Raw genomic sequence first — 22,670 nt, 5'->3', positions numbered from 1 at the left:
CGCCCCCGAGGTCGTCTCCACGGGCGACGGGGTCTCCGGGGTGGCGCGCGAGACCGACGCGACGGCCGACCCGGTCGACGTCGCGCCCGCCCAGGAGGCGGCCCCGAAGAGCGCGAAGGGCCGGGCGAGCACCGTCTCGGCGCAGAGCGCGAACGTGCCCACCGACCACGACGCCTCGCCCGGGGCGACCCTCTTCGACTCCGCCGACGACGACGCCGCCGGCACCGACGACAGCGACGGGAAGGGCCAGCGATGACCACGCTCACCCCGATCCTCACCCGCGACTGGGACCACGAGCGGTCCTGGACGCTCCAGACCTACCGCGAGGGCGGAGGGTACAAGGCCCTCGACAAGGCGCTCGGGATGGAGGCCGCCGACGTCCTGACCATGGTCAAGGACTCCTCCCTGCGGGGCCGCGGCGGCGCCGGCTTCCCGACCGGGCTGAAGTGGTCGTTCATGGCCCCGCCGGACGGCGGCCCCCGCTACCTCGTCGTCAACGCCGACGAGTCCGAGCCGGGCACGTGCAAGGACATCCCGCTGATGATGGCCAACCCGCACGTCCTCATCGAAGGGGTGATCATCTCCTCGTACGCCATCGGCTGCGAGCACGCGTTCATCTACCTGCGCGGCGAGGTCGTCCACGTCTACCGCCGGCTCCTGCGGGCGGTCGAGGAGGCCCGGGCCGCCGGGTTGCTCGGGACGGACATCAACGGCACGGGCGTCACCGTCGACATCACCGTCCACGCCGGCGCCGGTGCCTACATCTGCGGCGAGGAGACCGCGCTCCTCGACTCGCTCGAGGGTCGCCGGGGCCAGCCGCGCAGCAAGCCGCCGTTCCCCGGTGCCGCCGGCCTCTACGCCCGGCCGACCTCGGTCAACAACGTCGAGTCGATCGCCTCGGTCCCCGGCATCGTGCTCGAGGGCGTCGACTGGTTCACCGGCATGGGCACCGAGAAGTCCACCGGCTTCGGCATCTTCAGCCTCTCCGGGCACGTGCGGAACCCGGGCCAGTTCGAGGCGCCGCTCGGCATCACGATGCGCGAGCTGATCGACCTGGCCGGCGGGATGCGCGACCCCGACAAGGAGCTGAAGTTCTGGACCCCCGGCGGGTCCTCGACGCCGATCTTCACCCCGGAGCACCTCGACGTGCCGCTCGACTTCGAGTCGGTCGCCGCGGCCGGCTCGATGCTCGGCACGCGGGCCCTCCAGGTCTTCGACGAGACCGTGTGCGTCGTGCGCGCCGTCGACCGCTGGACCGACTTCTACATGCACGAGTCGTGCGGCAAGTGCACCCCGTGCCGAGAGGGCACCTGGTGGCTCAAGCAGATCCTCGGCCGGCTCGAGCACGGGGAGGGCAGCGAGGAGGACCTCGACAAGCTCCTCGACATCTGCGACAACATCCTGGGCCGTGCGTTCTGCGCCCTCGGTGACGGCGCGACGAGCCCGATCACGAGCTCGATCCAGTACTTCCGCGACGAGTACGTCGCCCACCTGACCCACGGTGGCTGCCCGTTCGACCGGGCCGCCTCGACCGTGTGGGCCACGGCAGGCGGCGCGAAGGAGACCGTCTCCGCATGACTGCCACGCCCGAGACCCAGGCCCCGGTCGAGCTCGTCACGCTGAGCATCGACGACGTCGAGGTGTCCGTGCCCAAGGGCACGCTCATCATCCGCGCCGCCGAGCAGGCCGGGATCGACATCCCGCGCTTCTGCGACCACCCGGGCCTGGACCCGGTCGGTGCCTGCCGCCAGTGCCTCGTCGAGGTCTGGATGCCCGGCCGCCCCGGGCCCGACGGCACGCCGGGGGAGCCGACCCAGATGCAGGGCCCCCCCGGCCGGATGAAGCCCCAGGCCTCGTGCACGATGACCGTCGCCCCGGGGATGGTCGTCAAGACGCAGTACACGTCCGAGGGCGCCGACAAGGCGCAGAAGGGCGTGATGGAGATGCTGCTCATCAACCACCCGCTCGACTGCCCGGTCTGCGACAAGGGTGGCGAGTGCCCGCTGCAGAACCAGGCGATGAGCAACGGCCGCGCCACCTCGCGCTTCGAGGACGTCAAGCGCACCTACCCCAAGCCGATCAACATCTCCTCGCAGGTCCTCCTCGACCGCGAGCGCTGCGTGCTCTGCGCCCGCTGCACCCGCTTCTCCGACCAGGTCGCCGGCGACCCGTTCATCGCCCTCGTCGAGCGCGGCGCGCTGCAGCAGGTCGGCATCTACGAGGAGAAGCCGTTCGAGTCCTACTTCTCCGGCAACACCGTCCAGATCTGCCCGGTCGGCGCGCTGACCGGCGCCGCCTACCGCTTCCGCTCGCGCCCGTTCGACCTCGTGTCGACCCCGAGCGTCTGCGAGCACTGCGCGAGCGGCTGCGCGACGCGCACCGACCACCGCCGCGGCACCGTGCTGCGCCGGATGGCCTCGGCCGACCCGCTGGTCAACGAGGAGTGGAACTGCGACAAGGGCCGATGGGCCTTCGCCTACACCCAGGTCGGCGACCGCGTCGAGTTCCCGATGGTCCGCGGCGAGGACGGCGAGCTGCGCGTCGCGTCGTGGCGTGAGGCCCTCGAGCGGGCGGCCGCCGGGCTGCGCGGCGCGCGGGCCGGTGTGCTCGTCGGCGGCCGGGTCAGTGCCGAGGACGCCTACGCCTACGGCAAGTTCGCCCGCACCGTGCTGGGCACGAACGACGTCGACTTCCGGGCCCGCCCGCACAGCGCCGAGGAGGCCGACTTCCTCGCCTCGACGGTCGTCGGGACCGGTCCGGACGGCGGCGCGGTCACCTACACCGACCTCCAGGCCGCCTCGCACGTCGTCCTCGTCGGCTTCGAGCCCGAGGACGAGTCCCCGATCGTCTTCCTGCGCCTGCGGAAGGCGTTCCGCAAGAACCGTACCCGGGTGTTCGCGGTCTCGCCCGTGGCGACCCGTGGCCTCGCGAAGATGGGCGGCACGCTCATCCCGACCGCCCCGGGCACCGAGCCCGAGGTGCTGCGCGCCCTCGGAGAGGGCTCGGGCACCGAGGTCGTCGCCGAGGCCGGCCGCGGCCTGCGCGAGGGCGGCATCGTCCTCGTCGGCGAGCGGCTCGCCATGGTCCCCGGCGCGCTGAGCGCCGCCGCCGCCCTCGCCGAGAGCACCGGCGCCCGCCTCGCGTGGGTCCCGCGCCGGGCGGGAGAGCGCGGTGCGCTCGAGGCCGGCGCCCTGCCGACCCTCCTGCCCGGTGGCCGCCCGGTCGCCGACCCCGCCGCCCGCGACGAGGTCGCGACCGTGTGGCACGTCGGCCCGCTCCCCGAGGCCCCCGGACGCGACACCGCCGGCATCGTCGCCGCGGCCGCCGCCGGTGAGCTCGACGCCCTCGTCGTCGGTGGGGTCGACCCCGCCGACCTCGGGGTCGACGGCGCCGCCGCGGCGCTGCGGGCCCCGTTCGTCGTCTCGCTCGAGATCCGGCGCTCGGCGGTCACCGAGCACGCCGACGTCGTCCTGCCGGTCGCCGCGCACGCCGAGAAGGGCGGGTCGTTCGTCGACTGGGAGGGCCGGGTCCGCCCGTTCGAGGCCGCCCTCGACACCGCGTACGTCAGCGACTACCGCGCGCTCGAGATGCTCGCCGACGAGATGGGCGAGTTCCTCGGCACCCGCACCCTGCGCGAGGTCCGCACCGAGATGCAGCAGCTCGGCCCGTGGGGCGGTGCGCGCCCGGCGGCGCCGACCACCGAGGCCGGTGAGGTCCCCGAGCTCACCGAGGGGACGCTCGTCCTCGCGACGTGGCGCCACCTGCTCGACCGCGGCTCCCTCCAGGACGGCGAGCCGTTCCTCGCGGGGACCGCGCCCCGGCCGGTGGCCCGGATCTCGGCGAGCACCGCGGCGGCGCTCGGCGTCGTCGACGGCGACCACCTCACCGTGCGGGCCGCGCAGACCACGGTCACCGCGCCGGTGCTGGTCAGCGAGATGGCCGACCACGTCGTCTGGCTCCCCACGAACTCGCAGGGCTGTGACCTGCGGGCGACCCTCGCGGGTGCACCCGGTGCGCTCGTCACCGTCACCCCGGCGACCCAGGAGGTCTCCGCATGAGCAGCGTCCCCGCCCTCGCTGGCCTGGCCACCGCGAACACCGACAACCCGGTCGCCGACTTCTCCGACACCCCGCTGTGGCTGAGCCTCGTCAAGGCGCTCATCATTTTCGTGTACCTGCTCGTCTCGACGCTGCTCGTCATCTGGTTCGAGCGTCGCGTCATCGGGCGGATGCAGCAGCGCCCCGGCCCGAACCGCAACGGCCCGTTCGGCCTCCTGCAGACCCTGGCCGACGGCATGAAGTCGATGCTCAAGGAGGACGTGCGGCCCAAGGCCGCCGACGCCTTCGTCTTCACCCTCGCGCCGCTCATCACGGCGACGATGTGCTTCGTCTCGTTCTCGATCATGCCGCTCGCCGGCAAGGTCTCGATGTTCGGCCACTCGACGCCGTTCCAGCTCACCGACACCCCCGTCGCGGTGCTCCTCGTGCTCGCGGTCGCCGGCGTCGGCATCTACGGCGTCGTGCTCGCCGGCTGGTCCTCGGGCTCGACCTACCCGCTCATGGGTGGCCTGCGCTCCTCGGCGCAGATGATCTCCTACGAGATCGCGATGGGCCTCTCGCTCGTCGCCGTCTTCCTCTACGCCGGGTCGATGTCGACCTCGCAGATCGTCGGCGCCCAGCGCGACCTCTGGTTCGTCGTGCCGGCGTTCTTCAGCTTCTTCGTCTACGTCATCACGATGGTCGGCGAGACCAACCGCCTCCCGTTCGACCTCGCCGAGGGCGAGGGCGAGCTGACCGGCGGGTTCCACACCGAGTACGGCTCGATGCGCTTCGCGATGTTCTTCCTCGGCGAGTACATCAACATGTTCACCGTCTCGGCCCTGGCCACGACGATGTTCCTCGGCGGCTACGAGGCCCCTCCCGGCATCGCGGCGATCAACGGCGGGATGTTCAACGAGGGCTGGTGGGGCGTGCTCTGGTTCACCGCCAAGCTCTGGCTGTTCATGTTCTTCTTCGTCTGGCTGCGCGGCTCGCTGCCCCGGGTCCGCTACGACCAGTTCATGCGCTTCGGCTGGAAGTTCCTCATCCCGGCCACCCTCGGCTGGGTCGTGCTCGTCGCGTTCTTCCGCGCCGGCCAGCAGGGCTGGCTCGGGGGTGACGTCGTCTTCGCCGGCCGCAGCTTCCCGGTGTTCTCGCTCGCCCTCGTCGGCGTCATCGCCGTCGGCGCGCTCGTCGTCGGCTGGCTGTGGGACAGCCGGGCCGAGCGGCGCGAGGCGAGGCAGCACCCCGGCATCCCCGAGGAGATCGACCCGTACGCCGGGGGGCACCCGGTGCCCCCGATGCCCGGGCAGCGGCTGCGCGAGCCCTCGCTCACCGCGCCCGCCCTGACCACCCGGCCCGACACCGAGGAGGCCACTCGTGGCTGACGAGCAGAGGAAGTCCGGCTTCCTCTCCGACCTGTTCGCCCCCGTCGCCGGCTTCGGCGTCACCTTCTCGACGATGTTCCGGAAGGTCGCGACGGAGGAGTACCCGGAGGAGAAGCGCCCGACCCAGCCGCGGTTCCACGGCCGCCACCAGCTGAACCGCCACCCCGACGGCCTCGAGAAGTGCGTCGGCTGCGAGCTGTGCGCGTGGGCCTGCCCGGCCGACGCGATCCTCGTCGAGGGCGCGAACAACGACGACACCGAGGGCGGCGCCGGCCGGTTCAGCCCCGGGGAGCGCTACGGCCGCGTCTACCAGATCAACTACCTGCGCTGCATCTTCTGCGGGCTGTGCATCGAGGCGTGCCCGACCCGGGCCCTGACGATGACCAACTTCTACGAGCTCGCCGACGACAACCGCGCCGACCTCATCTACACCAAGGACCAGCTCCTCGCCCCGCTCCAGCCGGGCATGCTGCGCCCGCCGTTCCCGATGGTCGACGGCATGGAGGAGCGCGACTACTACCTCGGCAAGGTCACCGAGGCCACGGACGGCCAGCGCGAGTACGTCGAGCAGCACACGCGCACCGACGAGGACGCGGAGGTGGGCTCGTGACCGGCACCGGCGAGGAGATCATGTTCTGGATCCTCGGGCCCCTCGCGGTGCTCGGGGCGCTCGGCCTGGTCTTCGCGAGGAAGGCCGTGCACGCCGCGCTCGGCATGGCCCTGGCGATGATCATCCTCGGCGTCTTCTACATCGCCCAGGACGCCGACTTCCTCGGGGTCATCCAGATCTTCGTCTACACCGGCGCCGTGATGATGCTCTTCCTGTTCGTCGTCATGCTCATCGGCGTCGACTCCAGCGACAGCCTCGTCGAGACGATCACCGGGCAGCGGTGGGCCACCCTCGTGCTGGTCATCGGGCTCGGCGGCATCCTCGGCTTCTCGGTCGGGCACGTCACCTGGGGGGCGCCCGCGGGCGTGGCCTCGGTCAACGCCGAGACCGGCAACGTCTCCGGTGTCGCGCAGCTGATCTTCGGCCGGTACGTCTGGGTCTTCGAGATCACGAGCGCGCTCCTCATCACGGCCGCCCTCGGCGCGATGGTCCTCGCCCACCGCGAGCGACTCGGCAAGGGCCCGGACCAGAAGGAGTGGAGCCGCCGGCGCTTCCAGGAGGGCAAGTACCTCGCCGGCCTGCCGGCCCCCGGCGTCTACGCGCGGCACAACGCCGTCGACACCCCGGCGCTGCTGCCCGACGGCACGCCGTCCGAGCTGTCCGTCTCGCGCGTGCTCACCGCCCGCGAGCAGAACCGCTCGCCCGAGGTCTACACCGAGGGCGAGCGCCAGATCGAGCGCGACGTGCGCGAGGGGAGCGAGCGATGAGCCTCGTCAACTACGTCTACCTGGCGACGGTCCTCTTCGTCATCGGGGGCGCGACCGTCCTCACCCGGCGCAACGCGATCATCGTCTTCATGGGCGTCGAGCTGATGCTCAACGCGGCGAACCTGGTCTTCGTGACCTTCGCCCGGATGCACGGCACGCTCGACGGCCAGGTCCTCGCCCTCTTCGTCATGGTCGTCGCGGCCGCCGAGGTCGTCGTCGGCCTCGCGATCATCATGGCGATCTTCCGGTCCCGCCGGTCGGCCTCGGTCGACGACGCGAACCTGCTGAAGCTCTGAAGGAGTAGACGTGCACTCACTGATCACCGAGGGCGGCGCGATGACCGCGGGCGCCGCGACCGGCGCCGCGTCGGTCGCGTGGCTGCTCGTCGCGCTGCCCCTCCTCGGTGCGGCCGTCCTGCTGCTCGGCGGGCGACGCACCGACAAGGTCGGCCCGGGCCTCGCGACCGGGCTGTCCTGGGCGAGCTTCGGCGTGGGGGTCGTCATCCTCGTCCAGCTGCTCGGCCAGGCGGCGGGTGAGCGCGCGCACCACCTCACGCTGTGGAGCTGGGTGCCGGCGGGGTCCTTCAACCTCGACCTCGGGCTGCTCGTCGACCCGCTGTCGCTCGCGTTCGTCATGCTCATCACGTTCGTCGGGTCGCTCATCCACGTGTACTCGCTCGGGTACATGGAGCACGACCCGGACAAGCGGCGCTTCTTCGCCTACCTCAACCTCTTCGTGGCGTCGATGCTCCTGCTCGTCCTCGCGGACAGCTACCTGCTGCTCTTCGTCGGCTGGGAGGGCGTCGGCCTCGCGTCCTACCTCCTCATCGGGTTCTGGAACTGGAACCCCGCCTACGCCACCGCCGCGAACAAGGCCTTCTTCGTCAACCGGGTCGGCGACCTCGGGCTGTCCATCGCGATCATGACGATGTTCATCGCCTTCGGCGGGGTCGACTACAAGACCGTCAACGAGGCGGTCGGCGGCGCGAACCAGTCGACGCTCACCGCCATCGGGTTGCTCCTGCTCGTCGGCGCGTGCGGCAAGTCCGCGCAGTTCCCCCTGCAGTCCTGGCTCGGGGACGCGATGGCCGGCCCGACGCCGGTGTCCGCGCTGATCCACGCCGCGACGATGGTCACCGCCGGCGTCTACCTCGTCGTCCGCTCGCACGTCATCTTCGACGCCGCCCCGGACGCCGCGCTCGCCGTGGCCCTCGTCGGGGCGGTGACGCTCATCTTCGGGGCGGTCGTCGGCTGCGCCAAGGACGACATCAAGAAGGCCCTCGCGGCCTCGACGATGAGCCAGATCGGCTACATGATGCTCGCCGCGGGGCTCGGCCCGGTCGGGTACGCCTTCGCGATCTTCCACCTGCTGACCCACGGCTTCTTCAAGGCCGGGATGTTCCTCGGCGCCGGGTCGGTCATGCACGGCATGGACGACCAGGTGAACATGCGCCGCTTCGGCGGGCTCTCCGGGGCCATGAAGATCACCTGGGGCACGTTCGCGCTCGGCTGGCTGGCCATCCTCGGCGTGCCGCCGTTCTCCGGCTTCTGGTCCAAGGACAAGATCATCGAGGCCGCGTTCGTCGGCGAGGGCTGGAAGCCGTGGGTGCTCGGCGGTGCCGCGCTCGTCGGCGCCGGCATCACCGCGTTCTACATGTCCCGCCTGTTCTTCATGACGTTCCACGGCGAGAAGCGCTGGACCGACGAGGTGCACCCGCACGAGTCGCCGAGGATCATGACCGTCCCGATGATGGTGCTGGCCGCCGGCTCGGCCCTCCTCGGCCTGCTGCTCGCCTGGCCGTTCGCGGCGACGGCGCCGATCGTCTCCTGGCTGTCGCCGGTCGTCGGCGAGCACGGCGAGGAGGAGGCGGTCATCGGCCAGTACCCGCTCATGGGCCTGACCCTCCTGCTCGTCGCCGGTGGCATCTACCTCGCCTGGCGCCAGTACTGGCGCGAGGACGTCCCCGAGGTCGCCCCCCGCGGCTCGGTGCTCACCCGCGCCGCCCGCGTCGACCTCTACCAGGACGCCGTCAACGAGGGCCTGTTCATGCGGCCGGGCATCCACCTGACCCGCTCACTCGTCTTCGTCGACGGCAAGGGGGTCGACGGCGCCGCCGGTGGCCTCGCCGCCCTCGTCGGCGGGTTCTCCTCGAGGCTGCGTCGCCTCCAGACCGGCTACGCCCGGTCGTATGCCCTGACGATGCTCACCGGTGTCGTCGCCGTCCTCGGTGCTCTGTGGGTGATCCAGTGACCTCCCTGCCCCTGCTCACGCTCATGATGGTCGTGCCGGTGCTCGGCGCGGTCGTCGTCGCGGCGCTGCCCGTCGGCTCGGCCCGGCTCGTGCGCCCGGTGGCCCTGGGCACGACGCTGGTCACGCTCGTCCTCGCGGTCGCCGCGTGGGTCGCCTTCGACAGCGGCTCGGGCAGGATGTTCCAGCTGACCGAGACCCACTCCTGGATCCCGCAGTTCGGCGTCTCCTACGCACTCGGTGTCGACGGCATCGCGCTCGCCCTCATCGTCATGGCCGCCATCCTCACCCCGGTCTGCGTGCTCGCCGCGTGGAACGACGTCGACGAGGCCGAGTTCGGGCGGATGAAGCGCTACTTCGCGCTGATGCTCGTCCTCGAGGCGTTCATGGTCGGCGTCTTCGCCGCCACCGACGTCTTCCTCTTCTACGTCTTCTTCGAGGCGATGCTCATCCCGGTGTACTTCCTCATCGGGATGTACGGCGGTCCGCAGCGGCAGTACGCGGCGATGAAGTTCCTCCTCTTCTCGCTGGCCGGCGGTCTCGTCATGCTCGTCGGCGTCATCGCGGTCTACTTCGTGGGCCCCGGCGGCCAGGACGGCTTCCTCGTCGAGAAGCTGATCGGCGGGCTCGACGGCTCCACCGTCGCGCTGCGCTGGATGTTCGTCGCGTTCTTCGTCGCGTTCGCGGTCAAGGCCCCGATGTGGCCGGTGCACACCTGGCTCCCGGACGCCGCCACCGAGTCGCGCCCGGCCACCGCGGTGCTCCTCGTCGGCGTCCTCGACAAGGTCGGCACCTACGGGATGATCCGCTTCTGCCTCCAGCTCTTCCCGGAGGCCTCGCACTGGGCGACGCCGGTCGTGCTCACCCTCGCGGTGATCTCGGTCGTCTACGGCGCGCTGCTGGCCATCGGCCAGACCGACATGATGCGGCTCATCGCGTTCACCTCGATCAGCCACTTCGGCTTCATCGTCCTCGGCATCTTCGCGATGACGAGCGTCGGTGGCGCCGGCTCGACCCTCTACATGGTCAACCACGGCTTCTCGACGGCCGGCCTGTTCCTCATCGCCGGCTTCCTCGTGACGCGGCACGGCTCGAAGCGGATCCCGGACTACGGCGGCTGGCAGCGGGTCACGCCGGTGCTCGCCGGCACCTTCCTCGTCGCCGGCCTGTCCTCGCTCGCGCTGCCCGGGCTGTCCTCGTTCGTGTCCGAGTTCCTCGTGCTCCAGGGCACCTTCATGCGCTACAAGGTCGCGGCGGTCGTCGCGGCGCTCGGCATCGTCCTCGCGGCCCTCTACATCCTGCTCATGTACCAGCGCACCATGACCGGCCCGAAGCCGTCGTTCGCCGAGGGCGAGGCGCCGCGCGACCTGTCGCTGCGTGAGCGGTGGGTCGTCGCGCCGATCATCGTCTCGTTCGTCGTCCTCGGCTTCTTCCCGAAGCCGGTGCTCGACCTCGTCAACCCGGCCGTGGACAAGACGCTGCAGATCGTCGGCGTCACCGACCCGGCCCCCACCGACGCCTCCGGGAGTGCCAAGTGATGCCCGCCGTGCTGCCGACCGCCTTCCAGCAGGCGTCGATCGACTACCTCGCCGTGCTGCCGATGATCATCGTCGTCGCCGGTGCGCTCGTCGGGGTGCTCGTCGAGGCCTTCGCGCCGCGCGACCGTCGGCACCCGATCCAGGTGTGGCTCACCGTCGGGACGCTGCTCGTGGCCCTCGTCGTCCTCGCGGTCTGGAGCCGCGACCACCAGGCGGTCACCCTCGGCGGCTCGGTCGCCGTCGACGGCGTCTCGCTCTTCCTCCAGGGCACGCTGCTGCTCCTGTCGGTCATCGGCGTCCTCGTCATGGCCGAGCGCTTCGGCGGGGTCGGCTCGGACGCCTTCACCCCGATGGGCGCCTCGACGCCGGGCTCGACCCAGGAGGACGCCGCGACCCGCGCCGGGTACGCCACCTCCGAGGTCTTCCCGCTCACCCTCTTCGCCGTGCTCGGGATGATGGTCTTCGTCTCGGCCAACGACCTCATCACGCTGTTCGTCGGGCTCGAGGTCCTCTCGCTCCCGCTCTACGTGATGACCGGCCTCGCCCGGCGCCGGCGCCTGCTCTCGCAGGAGGCCGCGCTCAAGTACTTCCTCCTCGGGGCGTTCTCCAGCGCGTTCTTCCTCTTCGGCGCGGCCCTGCTCTTCGGGTACGCGGGCTCCGCCGACCTCAAGGTGCTCGCGTCGGCCATCCAGACCAACGCCGGTGACCTCGACGGCCTGCTCCTGCCGGGCGTCGTGCTCACCCTCGTCGGCCTGCTCTTCAAGGTCGGCGCGGTGCCGTTCCACTCGTGGACCCCGGACGCCTACCAGGGCGCCCCGACCCCGGTCACCGGCTTCATGGCCGCCTGCACCAAGCTCGCCGCGTTCGGCGCCATCCTCCGGCTCACCTACGTCGGCGTCGCCCCGGACCGCTGGGACTGGCAGATCGGCGTCGTCGTCATCGCCATCCTCACGATGGTCGTCGGTGCGGTCCTCTCGGTCACCCAGACCGACGTCAAGCGGCTCCTCGCGTACTCGTCGATCGCGCACGCCGGCTTCATCCTCGTCGGCGTCCTCGCGTTCTCGCGCACGGCGATCGGTGGGGTGATGTTCTACCTGCTCGCCTACGGGGCGACGACCATCGCCGCGTTCGCCATCGTCACGATGGTCCGCCAGGACGGCTCGGAGGCCTCGCACCTGTCGCAGTGGGCCGGCCTGGGCCGCAACCACCCGGTCGTCGCCGGCACCTTCGCCTTCCTGCTGCTCGCGTTCGCGGGCATCCCGCTCACCTCCGGCTTCACCGCGAAGTTCGCGGCGTTCGCGCCCGCGGTGCAGTCGGGCACGGCGGGCACGGTCATGGTCGTCGTCGGTGTGCTCGCCTCGGCCGTCACCGCGTTCGTCTACGTCCGGCTCATCGTCCTCATGTACTTCACCGAGCCGGTCGAGGGCGTCGTCGCTCTCCAGCCGTCGGTGCCGTCGACCATCGCGATCACCCTGGGGGTGGCCGTCACGGTCGTCGCCGGCGTCGCGCCGGCCGTCGTGCTGGAGCTCGCGAACAACGCCTCCCAGTTCCTGCTGTGAGCTCGGCGGGTGGGGTGACGGCGCAGCGGGGGACCCCGTCGGTGCTCGCGCTGCCCGGCGCCAGCGAGGAGCTGCGCGGCCGCCTGGCCACGGGGCTGGAGCAGGTCGAGGCGCTCATCGTCGAGCGCGTCGACCACGAGGACCCGTTCATCGCGCAGGCCTCCTCGCACCTCACCCTCGCCGGCGGCAAGCGGTTCCGGCCGCTGCTCACGCTGCTGGCCTCCGAGCTGGGGTCCGGGGCGTCGGCGTCCGTCGTCGCAGCGGCGGCGGGGGTCGAGCTCACCCACCTGGCGTCGCTGTACCACGACGACGTGATGGACGAGGCCGACGTGCGCCGCGGCGCGCCATCGGCGAACGCGCTGTACGACAACTCGACCGCCATCCTCGTCGGCGACCTGCTCTTCGGCACGGCGAGCGACATCGTCGCCGACCTCGGGCCCGAGGCGGTCAAGATCCAGGCGCAGACCTTCGTCCGGCTGTGCGCCGGGCAGATCCGCGACGACCGGCCGTGCCCCGAGGGCCAGGACCCGGTCGAGTACTACCTGAAGGTCCTCGAGGACAAGACCGGCGTGCTCATCGCGACGGCCGCGAGGTACGGCGCGATGTTCGGCGGCTGCTCAGCGCAGGTCGTCGAGGTGATGCGTGAGTTCGGCGAGCGCCTCGGGATGGCCTTCCAGCTCGCGGACGACCTCATCGACATCTCCTCCGAGGCCGACGAGACGGGCAAGACCCCGGGCACCGACCTGCGCGAGGGCAAGCGGACGCTGCCGGTGCTCTTCGTGCTCGCGTCGGACGACCCGGCGGACGAGCGCCTCCAGGAGCTGTTGCTGGGCGACCTGTCCTCGGACGAGCACCTCGCCGAGGCGCTGGGGCTGCTGCGGGCGCACCCGGCGATGGAGCGGGCCCGTGAGCACACGCACGCGGTGGCGACCCGTGCCCAGTCGGTCCTCGACGCGCTGCCGCCGAGCGACGCCCGCGACGCGCTGCACGCGCTGGCCACCGGCGTCGTCACCCGGGTCGGCTGAGGCGCGCACTAGGGTCGGGTCCGTGGGCTCGGTTCCGGAGGACGTGACCGCGCGGTGGGACGCCGCGACGCGTGGGCTGCCGACGCCGCTCGTCGTCCTCGACCTCGACGGCTACGAGGCGGACGCCGCCGACCTCGTGCGGCGGGCCGGTGGCCGGCCGGTCCGGGTCGCCTCGAAGTCGCTGCGCTGCCGGTGGGTGCTGGCCGACGTGCTCGCCCGGCCCGGGTTCGCCGGGGTGATGGGCTACGCCGTCGCGGAGGCGGTCTGGCTGGTCCGCGGCGGGGTGCGCGACGTGTACGTGGCGTACCCGTCGGTCGACGTCGCGTCGCTGCGCGAGGTGGCCGGTGACGACGAGCTGCGCCGCGAGGTGACACTGACCGTCGACTCGGTCGAGCACGTGCGCTGGCTGCGGGACGTCCTCGGTGACGCCGTCCGCGGCGTGGGGGTCGCGGTCGACGTCGACTGCTCGGTGCGGGTCGGCCGGCTGCACCTCGGGGTCCGCCGCTCGCCGACCCGCACGCCGGCCGAGGCGCTGGCCGTCGCGCGGGCGGCATCCGGGGTGGGCCTGGAGGTGCGCGGCCTGATGTTCTACGACGCGCAGGTCGCCGGGCTGCCGGACTCGGCGGCCGTGCGGGTGCTCAAGCGGCGCTCGGTGCACGAGCTGCTCGAGCGCCGGGCGGCAGTCGTCGACGCCGTGCGTGCCGAGTGCGACCTGCGGTTCGTCAACGGCGGCGGCACCGGCAGCCTGCACACGTTCGCGGCCGACACCGCCGTCACCGAGCTCGCGGCCGGGTCCGGTCTCTACGCCTCGACCCTCTTCGACGGCTACGACGACTTCACCCCGCGTCCGGCGATGGCCTACGCGGTGTCGGTCGTCCGGCGTCCGGGGCGTGGGCTGGTCACGACCTTCGGTGGCGGCTACGTCGCGAGCGGGGAGCCCGGCTGGTCGCGCGTGCCGTCGCCGGTGCGGGCCGGCTGGTCGCTGGTGCGCACCGAGGCGGCCGGGGAGGTGCAGACACCGGTCGAGGGCCAGGGGGTCGACGCCCTGGGGTTCGGCGACCGGGTGTGGATGCGCGGCGCCAAGGCCGGCGAGCTGCTCGAGCGCTTCGACGTGCTGCACCTCGTCCGGGACGGCGAGCTCGTCGACTCGGTCCCCACCTACCGCGGCGAAGGACGGAACCACGGATGAGCTCAGGCAGCGGCGCGACCTGGCGCAACTGGGGCGGCAACGTCACCGCGCACCCGAGCGTCGTCACCGAGGTGTCGACGGTCGGGGGCGTCGTCGACGCGGTGCGGACGGCTGCAGCGCGGGGGCTCACGCTGCGGGTGGCCGGGACGGGGCACTCGTTCACCCCCCTCGTCGCGACCGACGGGGTGCTGCTGCGGGTCGACGGCCTGCGCGGGGTGCTCGGGGTCGACCGCGAGCGGATGCGCGTGCGCGTCGCCGCGGGCACGCCTCTGCACCAGCTGAACCCGGCCCTCCAGGCGCTCGGGCTGGCGCTACCCAACCTCGGCGACATCGACCGCCAGACGATCAGCGGGGCGGTCGCCACCGGCACGCACGGTACGGGCGTGCGGCGGCAGGGGATCGCCGCGGCGGTGTGCGGGCTGACGCTCGTCCTGGCCGACGGGTCGGTGCTGCGCTGCTCGGCCGAGGAGTCGCCGGAGGTCTTCGAGGCGGCGCGGGTCGGGCTCGGGGCGCTGGGCGTCGTCGTCGAGGTCGAGCTCCAGTGCGTGCCGGCGTTCCGGCTGCACGCGCGCGAGTCGGGGGAGTCGTTCTCGTCGGTGCTCGGGGGCATCCACGAGCTCGCCGACGCGCACGACCACGTCGACATGCACTGGTTCCCGCACACCGACCGGGTGCTGCTCAAGCGCAACGACCGGGTCGGGCCGGGGGAGGGGCCGGGCCCGTTGCCGCCCTGGCGGTCCCGGCTGGACGACGACCTGCTGGCCAACCGGGTCTACGAGGGCGTCAACCGGGTGCTGGCCCGCGCCCCCCGGCTCACGCCCCGGGTCAACCAGCTGAGTGCGCGGGTCCTCGGGGCACGCGAGTTCGCCGACGACTCGTGGAAGGTGTTCTGCTCCTCACGCGAGGTGCGCTTCGTCGAGTCCGAGTACGCCGTGCCGAGGACGTCCGTCGTCCCGGTGCTCTCGGAGCTGCGCGCGTGGTTCGAGCGGACCTCGGCGCCGGTGCCGTTCCCGGTCGAGGTGCGCTTCATCGGGGCCGACGACGTCTGGCTCTCGACGGCGTACGAGCGCGACAACGCCTACGTCGCGGTGCACCAGTACCACCGGATGGACCCGGGTCCGCTGTTCGCGGCCTTCGAGGCGATCGTCGCCGAGCACGAGGGGCGGCCGCACTGGGGCAAGGTGCACACCCTCGGCGCCGACCGGCTGCGCTCGCTCTACCCGCGGTTCGACGACGTCCTCGCGGTCCGCGACCGCCTCGATCCCGGGCGCCTCTTCACGAACGCCCACGTCGCCCACCTCCTCGGCGACTGACCCCGCGCGTCGGCTCAGCCGCCTCGGTTCTGCTCGGCTTTCCCGCCTGGTGTCACCCACCTCGGCGTCGACGCGGCGGGCCGTCTCGGTGATTGCACGTCGTCGAGGGGAGGCAACACGCAGACCTCGCGCGACCGACACCTGCGTGTTGCCTCCTCTCGGCGGGCGAACTCGGCGCGGGGAGGGGGACCTCGCCGTGGGGACCCCGCCGTGGGGCCCGCTGTCCGATGGGCGCGTGAACGCGTCCGGTGCGCGGAGGCGTGCGTCGGGCGAGCGGGTCAGGCTGGTGGTTCCACATCGAATCCGTTCGACACACCAGGAGACCACCGTGTTCATCGCCATCCTCGACCTCGCCACGACCCCCGCCGACCGCGCCCGTGCCCTCGCCCAGCTCGAGGGAGAGCGGCCGACCGTGCGCTCGATGCCGGGCAACGTCGCGTTCCGCGTGTACGCCTCGCGCGAGGACGACCGCACCGTGACGGTCGTGCACGAGTGGGCCGACCAGGCCTCGTTCGCCGCGTACCTCGTCTCGGAGGCCTTCGCCCGGTCCAACGCGGTGCTGCGGCCGCTCGTCGTCGACGGCCCGGTCAGCCGCCGCTTCCGGGCCGAGCTCGTCGAGTCGGTGGCCTGAGCACCCGCACCGTCCCTAGCATCGGGCCATGGTGCTCCCGTGACCCGCGAGGCGTTCGCGTTCACCCGGTCCTTCGAGCCGACCGGACCGAGCGAGCTGGTCGTCGACCGGCACTACCTGCTGTGCGCCTCCTCCGGCGCGCTGCGGCTGGAGGCCGAGGGGCAGCGCTGGCTGCTGCCCCCGGCGCGGGCCGCCCTGCTGCGCGCCGGGCGACCGGTCACCGTGTCGATCCCGCAACCGGCTAGGACCGCCTCCGTGCTCTTCGACGTGGGCTTCGTGCCGCCGCCGCCTCGGGACCTGACCGTCGTCGACCTCGACCCGCTGGCCCGGGCGCTGCTCGCCGAGTGCAGCGGGTGGCCCGAGTCCGAGGGCCCGCTGCCGGCCTACCCGCGCACGATGTTCGCCGCGCTGGCCGCGGTCGCCTGGCGACTGGCCGAGCACCCGAGCCCGGTCGTCGTGCCGGCCGGGCGCTCGCCCGAGGTGAGGGCCGCGCTGGCCCTCACCGAGGAGCGCCTCGGCGAGGAGGTCCGCTTCGAGGACGTCGCACGCGCCGTCGGTCTCGTACCCCGCTCCCTCGCACGGCGGTTCGAGAGCGAGATCGGGATGCCCTGGCGCGCCGTCCTGCGCCGGATGCGGGTGCTGCGCGCCGTCGAGCTGCTCGCCGCCGACAACACCCCGGTGACGGCCATCGCCCACCGGGTCGGCTACGGCTCCCTCTCGGCGTTCAACGCCGCCTTCCGGGAGCTGACCCGTTCCACCCCGTCGGACTACCGCGCCACGTTCACCCGCTGAGCCGCCGCGGCCGCCGGCGGTCGGTCGGTCGGTCGGTCGGTCGGACGCCTCCCATCCTGCCTGGCGGTTGCGGGCTCAGGCCCCCGGGTCGGCCCGGGGTGGGCGGTACTGGTGGACGAAGGGCGCGACCTCGACCGGTGGTTCGCCGAGGTGGACCACCACCCGACACCCCGGGTCGCCGACGGCGATGCGCTCCTCGAGGAGGACGGACGCTCCGCCCTCGTGGTTGCGCGCCGCGATGCCGCCGAAGACGCTCGAGGTCATCCGGCACAGGGCCGGAGCCTGACGGACCGACTCACCGAACGGGCACCGCGTGTTCACGAGGACCACTCGCTCGGCGTTCGCCTCGAGGACGCTGAACCCGCCGTCGATGGCGTGCTTGAGGCGCACGTAGCAGCGGCCGAGGTCCTCGGGGGAGAGCCGGCCGACGATCTGCTCGGCGAGTCGGACCTCCTGCTCCATCTGCCCGCCGACATCGGTGCCGACCTGCGCCACGGCAGCCTCGGCCGCGTCGGGTCCGTGGTGGTGCTCGATGGCCTGGGACAGCTGGACGACGAGGGCCCGCAGGAACGACTCCTTCCCGAAGCCTCCGCCGGGCCGCGCCTCGTGCAACGCCGGCAGCAGCCCGCTGCTGCGCCGTGGCGGGTCGACGCTCTGCGCGGGCCGGCGCGAGACGGCGAGGCGCATCGAGACGACCGTCCCCGACTCGCGACGCACCCGTGCCACGACGTCGTGGGCGAGGTGACGGATGAGCGCCATGCCGCGCCCGGACTCGGGGAGCTCGTCGTCGGGCGCGAGGGACGGGACCGACGGTCGGCCCGCGCCGGCGAGGTCGGCGGCGGACGTCCCGACGTCGTACACGGTGAGGAGGGGGTGCTGCTCGGTCCAGCGCAGGGACACCCAGACCGGCCCCGTGCTGTGCCGCATGGCGTTCCCGACCGCTTCGCTGACCACGAGCTCGGCGTCCTCGACGGCCTCGGTGTCGGCGGTCGCGTGGCGGGCCAGGTACCGGCCGATCTCGCGGCGCAGGTCGCCCAGCTGCTCCGCGCGGTCGAGGTACCAGTCCATGCTGACCCATGATGGGCGTTCGGTGCCGCCGACGGGGCCGCATCGACGACGCGACTCCCACGGTGGACAGGGATCAGACGGTGGGTTCGGGGCAGCCGGGCTCGCGCTCGGCGGCTGCCGCCCGCCGCGAGGACCGCGTCGCCGTCAGCGAGTCGTAGGACAGCAGGACGAGCGCCACCCAGACGATGCCGAACCCGACCCACAGCCGTCCGGAGACGTGTTCGCCCAGCAGTGTGACGCCGACGACGAGCTGGAGCACCGGGGTGATGAACTGGATGAGCCCGACCGTGACGAGGGGGATGCGCCGGGCGGCCGCGGCGAAGAGCAGCAACGGGACCGCCGTGACGACCCCCGAGAGGACGAGCAGGGTCGTGTGGCCGGCGCCGTCGGCCGTGAACGTCGTCGCCGACTGCGCTGCCAGCACCAGGAGCACGACGACCGCGACGGGCGACAGGACCGCGGTCTCCGCCGCCAGCGAGCGCATCGCCGTGAGCGACGCCCCGACCTTCTTCTTGACCAACCCGTACAGGCCGAACGAGAACGCCAGCGCGAGAGGGATCCACGGCACGACGCCGCCCGCGACGGCCAGCCACACCGACGCCACCGCGCCGACGCCGACGGCCACCCACTGCAGCGGCCGCAGCCGTTCGCGGAGCACGAGCACCCCGAGCGCGACCGTGACGATCGGGTTGAGGAAGTACCCGAGCGCCGCCTCGTAGGTCCGTCCGGTGAGGACCGCGAGGACGTAGATCGTCCAGTTGCCCGCGATGAGCAGGCCGGCGACGGTGATGCCGCCGACGAGCCGCGGACGGGCCACGAAGCCGCGGACCCAGCCGAGGTCGCGCCGGACGAGCAGGACGAGGGCGCACACCGCGAGCGTCCAGAGGATGCGGTGGGCGAGGATCTCGAACGCACCGGCCGGGGCGAGCGCGTGGAAGTAGAGCGGGAACAGTCCCCAGATGCCGTAGGCGAGGAAGCCGTAGCCGGTGCCGCGACGGACCTCGGCGTCGTCCGGGGCGGGGCCCGGTGGGGGAACGGGGCTCGGCGGGGGAGCGGGGCTCGGCGGTGGGGCCGCGCTCACCCCACGGTCCACGTGTCGCGACCGCGAAGCAGCGCACCGAGGTCGTCGTCCGTGGCCGGTCCGCCGGCCGCGTCGACGGCACCCTCGACCTGGGCGCGGACGAGGTCGTCGTAGGCCGGCCGCTCCACCTGCCGGAAGATGCCCATCGGCACGTGCGTCATCTCCGGGGTGTCCAGGCGGGAGAGCTGGAAGGCCTGCGACGGGTCGTCGAGCGTCGGGTCGTGGACGACGACCGCGCCCTTCTCACCGGTCTCGGCCTCCGCCTCGTCGATGAACTTCATGACACCGGATCCCTTGCGCACCAGCACCTTCCGGTCGTCCTCGGCGCCGACGGTGATCGCCTCGCCGGCGCGCAGGCGGACGATGCGGGCATCCTGCTGGCTGCGGTCCTTGAGCACCTCGAACGCGCCGTCGTTGAAGATCGGGCAGTTCTGGTAGATCTCGACGAGGGCCGTGCCGCGGTGCTGGGCGGCCGCCTTGAGCACCGCCTTGAGCTCGTCGCGGTCGGACTCCATCGCCCGCGCGACGAACGTCGCCTCGGCACCGAGCGCCAGCGACACCGGGTTGAACGGGGCGTCGACCGACCCGAGCGGGCTCGACTTCGTCACCGACCCGGTGCGCGACGTGGGGGAGTACTGGCCCTTCGTCAGCCCGTAGATCTGGTTGTTGAACAACAGGATCGTCAGGTTGACGTTGCGGCGCATCGCGTGGATGAGGTGGTTGCCGCCGATCGACAGCGCGTCGCCGTCCCCGGTGACGACCCACACCGACAGGTCGGGACGGGACGTGGCGAGCCCGGTGGCGATGGCCGGCGCGCGGCCGTGGATCGAGTGCATCCCGTAGGTGTCGAGGTAGTACGGGAAGCGCGACGAGCAGCCGATGCCGGAGACGAAGACGATGTTCTCGCGGCGCAGCCCGAGCTCGGGGAGGAAGGACTGCACGGCGGCGAGGATGACGTAGTCGCCGCAGCCGGGGCACCAGCGCACCTCCTGGTCGGAGGTGAACTCCTTCTTGGTCTGGCGCGGGGCGTCGTCGGGCAGGTGGGGGACGTGCTGGAGCCCGGTGACGGGCATGCCCAGCTCGACGGTGGTCACGAGATCTCCTCGAGGGTGGACGAGATGACGTCGGCGAGCTCGACCGTCGTGAACGGCAGGCCGCGGACGGCGGTGTGCGAGCGGACGTCGACGAGGAAGGTGCCGCGCAGCAGGAGTGCGAGCTGCCCGGTGTTCATCTCCGGGACGACGACGCGCTCGTAGCGGCGCAGGACGTCGCCGAGGTTCGCGGGGAAGGGGTTGAGGTGGCGCAGGTGCGCGCGGGCGACGGCGTGGCCGGCGTTGCGCACGACGCGCGTGGCCGCGGCGACCGGGCCGTAGGTCGAGCCCCACCCGAGGACGAGGACCTTCGCGTCGCCGCTCGGGTCGTCGACCTCGAGGTCGGGCACCGTGATGCCGGCGACCTTCGCGGCGCGCAGCCGGACCATCCGGTCGTGGTTGTCCGGGTCGTAGCTGATGTCGCCGGTGACGTTGGCCTTCTCGATGCCGCCGATGCGGTGCTCGAGCCCCGGTGTGCCCGGGACGGCCCACGGCCGGGCCAGCGTCTCGGGGTCGCGCAGGTAGGGCCGGAAGACGGGCTCGCCCTTGTCGTCGGTGGCGTTCGGTTCGGTGGCGAGCTCGACGGTGAGGTCGGGAAGGGCGTCGACGTCGGGGACCGGCCACGGCTCGGAGCCGTTGGCGAGGTAGCCGTCGGAGAGCAGGACGACCGGGGTGCGGTACGTCGTCGCGATGCGCACGGCGTCCATGGCGGCGTCGAAGCAGTCGGCCGGGGTCTGGGCGGCGACGACGGGCACGGGCGACTCGCCGTTGCGGCCGTACATCACCTGGAGGAGGTCGGCCTGCTCGGTCTTGGTCGGCAGGCCGGTGGACGGGCCGCCGCGCTGGATGTCGACGACGACGAGGGGCAGCTCGAGCGAGACGGCGAGGCCGATCGTCTCCGACTTCAGGGCGATGCCCGGGCCGGAGGTGGACGTGACGCCGATCGCGCCGCCGTAGCTCGCGCCGAGGGCGACCCCGATGCCGGCGATCTCGTCCTCGGCCTGCACGGTGGTGACGCCGTGCCTCTTCATCCCGGAGAGCGCGTGGAGGATGTCGGACGCCGGGGTGATCGGGTACGAGCCGAGGACCAGCGGGCGGCCGACCCGGTGGGCCGCGGCGACGAGGCCGAGCGCGAGCGCGGTGTTGCCGGTGACGTTGCGGTAGGTGCCGGGTGCCATCGGGGCGGCCTTGACGACGAACGACGAGGCGAAGTCCTCGGTGGTCTCGCCGTAGTTCCAGCCGGCGCGCAGGGCGGCGAGGTTGGCCTCGAGGATCTCGGGGTGGCCGCCGAACTTCTTCGTGAGGAACGCCTCGGTGCCGGCGGTGGGGCGGGTGTACATCCACGAGAGGAGGCCGAGGGCGAACATGTTCTTCGCCCGCTCCTTCTCCTTGCGGGTCAGCCCCGCGAACGGGGCGAGTGCCTCGACGGTGATGCTCGTCAGCGCGACGGGGTGGACGTGCCAGGACTCGAGGCTGCCGTCGTCGAGGGGGTTCTCGGCGTAGCCGACCTTGGCGAGGTTGCGCTTGGTGAACTCGTCGGTGTTGGCGACGATCGTGGCGCCGCGCGGGAGGTCGCCGAGGTTGGCCTTGAGGGCGGCGGGGTTCATCGCGACGAGGACGTCCGGGGCGTCGCCGGGGGTGAGGACGTCGTGGTCGGCGAAGTGCAGCTGGAAGCTCGAGACGCCGGGGAGGGTGCCCTGGGGCGCGCGGATCTCGGCGGGGAAGTTGGGGAGGGTCGAGAGGTCGTTGCCGAGGGCCGCGGTCTCGGACGTGAAGCGGTCGCCGGTCAGCTGCATGCCGTCGCCGGAGTCGCCGGCGAAGCGGATGACGACCCGGTCGAGGGTCTGGACGGTCTTGCTGGTCACCGTGGTCCCTGGGGTGTCGGGAGTGCTCGTGGAGGGGCCCGCCGCGGTGGGTGGACGCACCGCTCTCCATCGTACGTCGCAGGTGAGGGTCGCTCTCCGCGTATCCCACGCTCCGGCACGTGCGGGTGTCGGGATGGTCGGGCGCGGGAGTCCGGGGGCATCGGAGGCGTGGGCGCCCGGGTGCGAGGGTGGGGGGCGGCTATCGGATGCCCGCCGTGGGGGCGCAACTGCAACGAGCGGTGGGCGCCGTCCGCGCCCGGCGGCGTCCGCAGGAGGGGTGGTCGGTGTCTCTCGGATGCCCGCCGTGGGGGCGCAACCGCACCGAGCGGTGGGCGCCGTCCGCGCCCGGCGGCGTCCTGAGGAGGGGTGGTCGGTGTCTCTCGGATGCCCGCCGTGGGGGCGCAACCGCACCGGGCGGTGGGCGCCGTCCGCGCCCGGCGGCGTCCTGAGGAGGGGTGGTCGGTGTCTC

The 22,670-nt window shown here is 72.5% G+C and carries 18 protein-coding genes; 14 read left to right on the top strand and 4 right to left on the bottom strand.

From position 1 onward, the window contains the following. Nucleotides 1-252: 252 nt before the first annotated feature. From nuoF to PKA89_RS10780, 14 genes are all read left to right on the top strand, one after another. Complete coding sequence (nuoF, locus tag PKA89_RS10845; protein ID WP_324419280.1) at nucleotides 253-1,578, top strand: NADH-quinone oxidoreductase subunit NuoF; 1,326 nt, start codon at nucleotides 253-255, stop codon at nucleotides 1,576-1,578. Further along, nucleotides 1,575-4,058, top strand: a complete 2,484-nt coding sequence (locus PKA89_RS10840; RefSeq protein WP_324419278.1) for an NADH-quinone oxidoreductase subunit G — start codon at nucleotides 1,575-1,577, stop codon at nucleotides 4,056-4,058. The genes nuoF and PKA89_RS10840 overlap by 4 nt, the downstream gene beginning before the upstream one ends. After that, complete coding sequence (gene nuoH, locus PKA89_RS10835; RefSeq protein ID WP_324419276.1) at nucleotides 4,055-5,425, top strand: NADH-quinone oxidoreductase subunit NuoH; 1,371 nt, start codon at nucleotides 4,055-4,057, stop codon at nucleotides 5,423-5,425. Before PKA89_RS10840 ends, nuoH begins: the two co-directional genes overlap by 4 nt. Beyond that, complete coding sequence (gene nuoI, locus PKA89_RS10830; RefSeq protein WP_324419274.1) at nucleotides 5,418-6,035, top strand: NADH-quinone oxidoreductase subunit NuoI; 618 nt, start codon at nucleotides 5,418-5,420, stop codon at nucleotides 6,033-6,035. Before nuoH ends, nuoI begins: the two co-directional genes overlap by 8 nt. Further along, on the top strand, nucleotides 6,032-6,802 hold the full coding sequence (locus tag PKA89_RS10825) for an NADH-quinone oxidoreductase subunit J (RefSeq protein WP_324419272.1): 771 nt from the start codon (nucleotides 6,032-6,034) through the stop codon (nucleotides 6,800-6,802). Before nuoI ends, PKA89_RS10825 begins: the two co-directional genes overlap by 4 nt. Continuing rightward, nucleotides 6,799-7,098: an NADH-quinone oxidoreductase subunit NuoK gene (nuoK, locus tag PKA89_RS10820; RefSeq protein WP_324419271.1), complete on the top strand. Its 300-nt coding sequence runs from the start codon at nucleotides 6,799-6,801 to the stop codon at nucleotides 7,096-7,098. Before PKA89_RS10825 ends, nuoK begins: the two co-directional genes overlap by 4 nt. Nucleotides 7,099-7,138: 40 nt before the next feature. After that, the gene (nuoL, locus tag PKA89_RS10815) at nucleotides 7,139-9,052 is read left to right on the top strand and encodes an NADH-quinone oxidoreductase subunit L (RefSeq protein ID WP_324419392.1); all 1,914 of its coding nucleotides are present in this window, start codon (nucleotides 7,139-7,141) and stop codon (nucleotides 9,050-9,052) included. Beyond that, on the top strand, nucleotides 9,049-10,587 hold the full coding sequence (locus PKA89_RS10810; RefSeq protein ID WP_324419269.1) for an NADH-quinone oxidoreductase subunit M: 1,539 nt from the start codon (nucleotides 9,049-9,051) through the stop codon (nucleotides 10,585-10,587). Before nuoL ends, PKA89_RS10810 begins: the two co-directional genes overlap by 4 nt. Next, nucleotides 10,587-12,146 (top strand): NADH-quinone oxidoreductase subunit NuoN, encoded by a 1,560-nt coding sequence (nuoN, locus tag PKA89_RS10805; protein ID WP_324419267.1) that lies wholly within the window; start codon nucleotides 10,587-10,589, stop codon nucleotides 12,144-12,146. Before PKA89_RS10810 ends, nuoN begins: the two co-directional genes overlap by 1 nt. Before the next feature lie 14 nt (nucleotides 12,147-12,160). After that, complete coding sequence (locus PKA89_RS10800; protein WP_324419265.1) at nucleotides 12,161-13,171, top strand: polyprenyl synthetase family protein; 1,011 nt, start codon at nucleotides 12,161-12,163, stop codon at nucleotides 13,169-13,171. Between the two features lie 22 nt (nucleotides 13,172-13,193). Continuing rightward, a complete protein-coding gene (locus PKA89_RS10795) occupies nucleotides 13,194-14,360 on the top strand; it encodes an alanine racemase (RefSeq protein ID WP_324419263.1) in 1,167 nt (388 codons plus the stop codon). Further along, nucleotides 14,357-15,673: a D-arabinono-1,4-lactone oxidase gene (locus PKA89_RS10790; RefSeq protein WP_324419261.1), complete on the top strand. Its 1,317-nt coding sequence runs from the start codon at nucleotides 14,357-14,359 to the stop codon at nucleotides 15,671-15,673. Before PKA89_RS10795 ends, PKA89_RS10790 begins: the two co-directional genes overlap by 4 nt. 328 nt (nucleotides 15,674-16,001) lie before the next feature. Then, on the top strand, nucleotides 16,002-16,304 hold the full coding sequence (locus tag PKA89_RS10785; protein ID WP_324419259.1) for an antibiotic biosynthesis monooxygenase: 303 nt from the start codon (nucleotides 16,002-16,004) through the stop codon (nucleotides 16,302-16,304). 39 nt (nucleotides 16,305-16,343) lie between these two features. Then, nucleotides 16,344-17,096 carry an AraC family transcriptional regulator gene (locus PKA89_RS10780; RefSeq protein WP_324419257.1) on the top strand — a complete coding sequence of 251 codons (753 nt, stop codon included), beginning with the start codon at nucleotides 16,344-16,346 and terminating at the stop codon, nucleotides 17,094-17,096. 75 nt (nucleotides 17,097-17,171) lie between these two features. On the opposite strand, the gene PKA89_RS10775 is transcribed toward PKA89_RS10780, so the two are convergent. The 4 genes from PKA89_RS10775 to PKA89_RS10760 form a co-directional block, all read right to left on the bottom strand. Next, a complete protein-coding gene (locus PKA89_RS10775; protein ID WP_324419255.1) occupies nucleotides 17,172-18,164 on the bottom strand; it encodes an ATP-binding protein in 993 nt (330 codons plus the stop codon). 73 nt (nucleotides 18,165-18,237) lie between these two features. Continuing rightward, nucleotides 18,238-19,245, bottom strand: a complete 1,008-nt coding sequence (rarD, locus tag PKA89_RS10770; protein WP_324419253.1) for an EamA family transporter RarD — start codon at nucleotides 19,243-19,245, stop codon at nucleotides 18,238-18,240. Continuing rightward, complete coding sequence (locus PKA89_RS10765) at nucleotides 19,242-20,318, bottom strand: 2-oxoacid:ferredoxin oxidoreductase subunit beta (protein ID WP_324419390.1); 1,077 nt, start codon at nucleotides 20,316-20,318, stop codon at nucleotides 19,242-19,244. The genes rarD and PKA89_RS10765 overlap by 4 nt, the downstream gene beginning before the upstream one ends. A 17-nt stretch (nucleotides 20,319-20,335) precedes the next feature. Continuing rightward, nucleotides 20,336-22,201, bottom strand: a complete 1,866-nt coding sequence (locus PKA89_RS10760) for a 2-oxoacid:acceptor oxidoreductase subunit alpha (RefSeq protein WP_324419252.1) — start codon at nucleotides 22,199-22,201, stop codon at nucleotides 20,336-20,338. Between the last annotated feature and the right edge of the window lie 469 nt (nucleotides 22,202-22,670).

It is taken from the genome of Phycicoccus sp. (genome assembly GCF_035325325.1).
GTDB lineage: Bacteria > Actinomycetota > Actinomycetes > Actinomycetales > Dermatophilaceae > Phycicoccus.
Note: the sequence above shows the minus strand (reverse complement) of the source record. Positions and strands in the feature narration are given on the sequence as shown.

Coding starts and splice junctions, on each gene's coding strand:
- nuoF (WP_324419280.1), top strand. CDS start 253: ATGACCACGCTCACCCCGATCCTCACCCGCGACTGGGACCACGAGCGG.
- PKA89_RS10840 (WP_324419278.1), top strand. CDS start 1,575: ATGACTGCCACGCCCGAGACCCAGGCCCCGGTCGAGCTCGTCACGCTG.
- nuoH (WP_324419276.1), top strand. CDS start 4,055: ATGAGCAGCGTCCCCGCCCTCGCTGGCCTGGCCACCGCGAACACCGAC.
- nuoK (WP_324419271.1), top strand. CDS start 6,799: ATGAGCCTCGTCAACTACGTCTACCTGGCGACGGTCCTCTTCGTCATC.
- nuoL (WP_324419392.1), top strand. CDS start 7,139: ATGACCGCGGGCGCCGCGACCGGCGCCGCGTCGGTCGCGTGGCTGCTC.
- nuoN (WP_324419267.1), top strand. CDS start 10,587: ATGCCCGCCGTGCTGCCGACCGCCTTCCAGCAGGCGTCGATCGACTAC.
- PKA89_RS10790 (WP_324419261.1), top strand. CDS start 14,357: ATGAGCTCAGGCAGCGGCGCGACCTGGCGCAACTGGGGCGGCAACGTC.
- PKA89_RS10775 (WP_324419255.1), bottom strand. CDS start 18,164: ATGGACTGGTACCTCGACCGCGCGGAGCAGCTGGGCGACCTGCGCCGC.
- PKA89_RS10765 (WP_324419390.1), bottom strand. CDS start 20,318: ATGCCCGTCACCGGGCTCCAGCACGTCCCCCACCTGCCCGACGACGCC.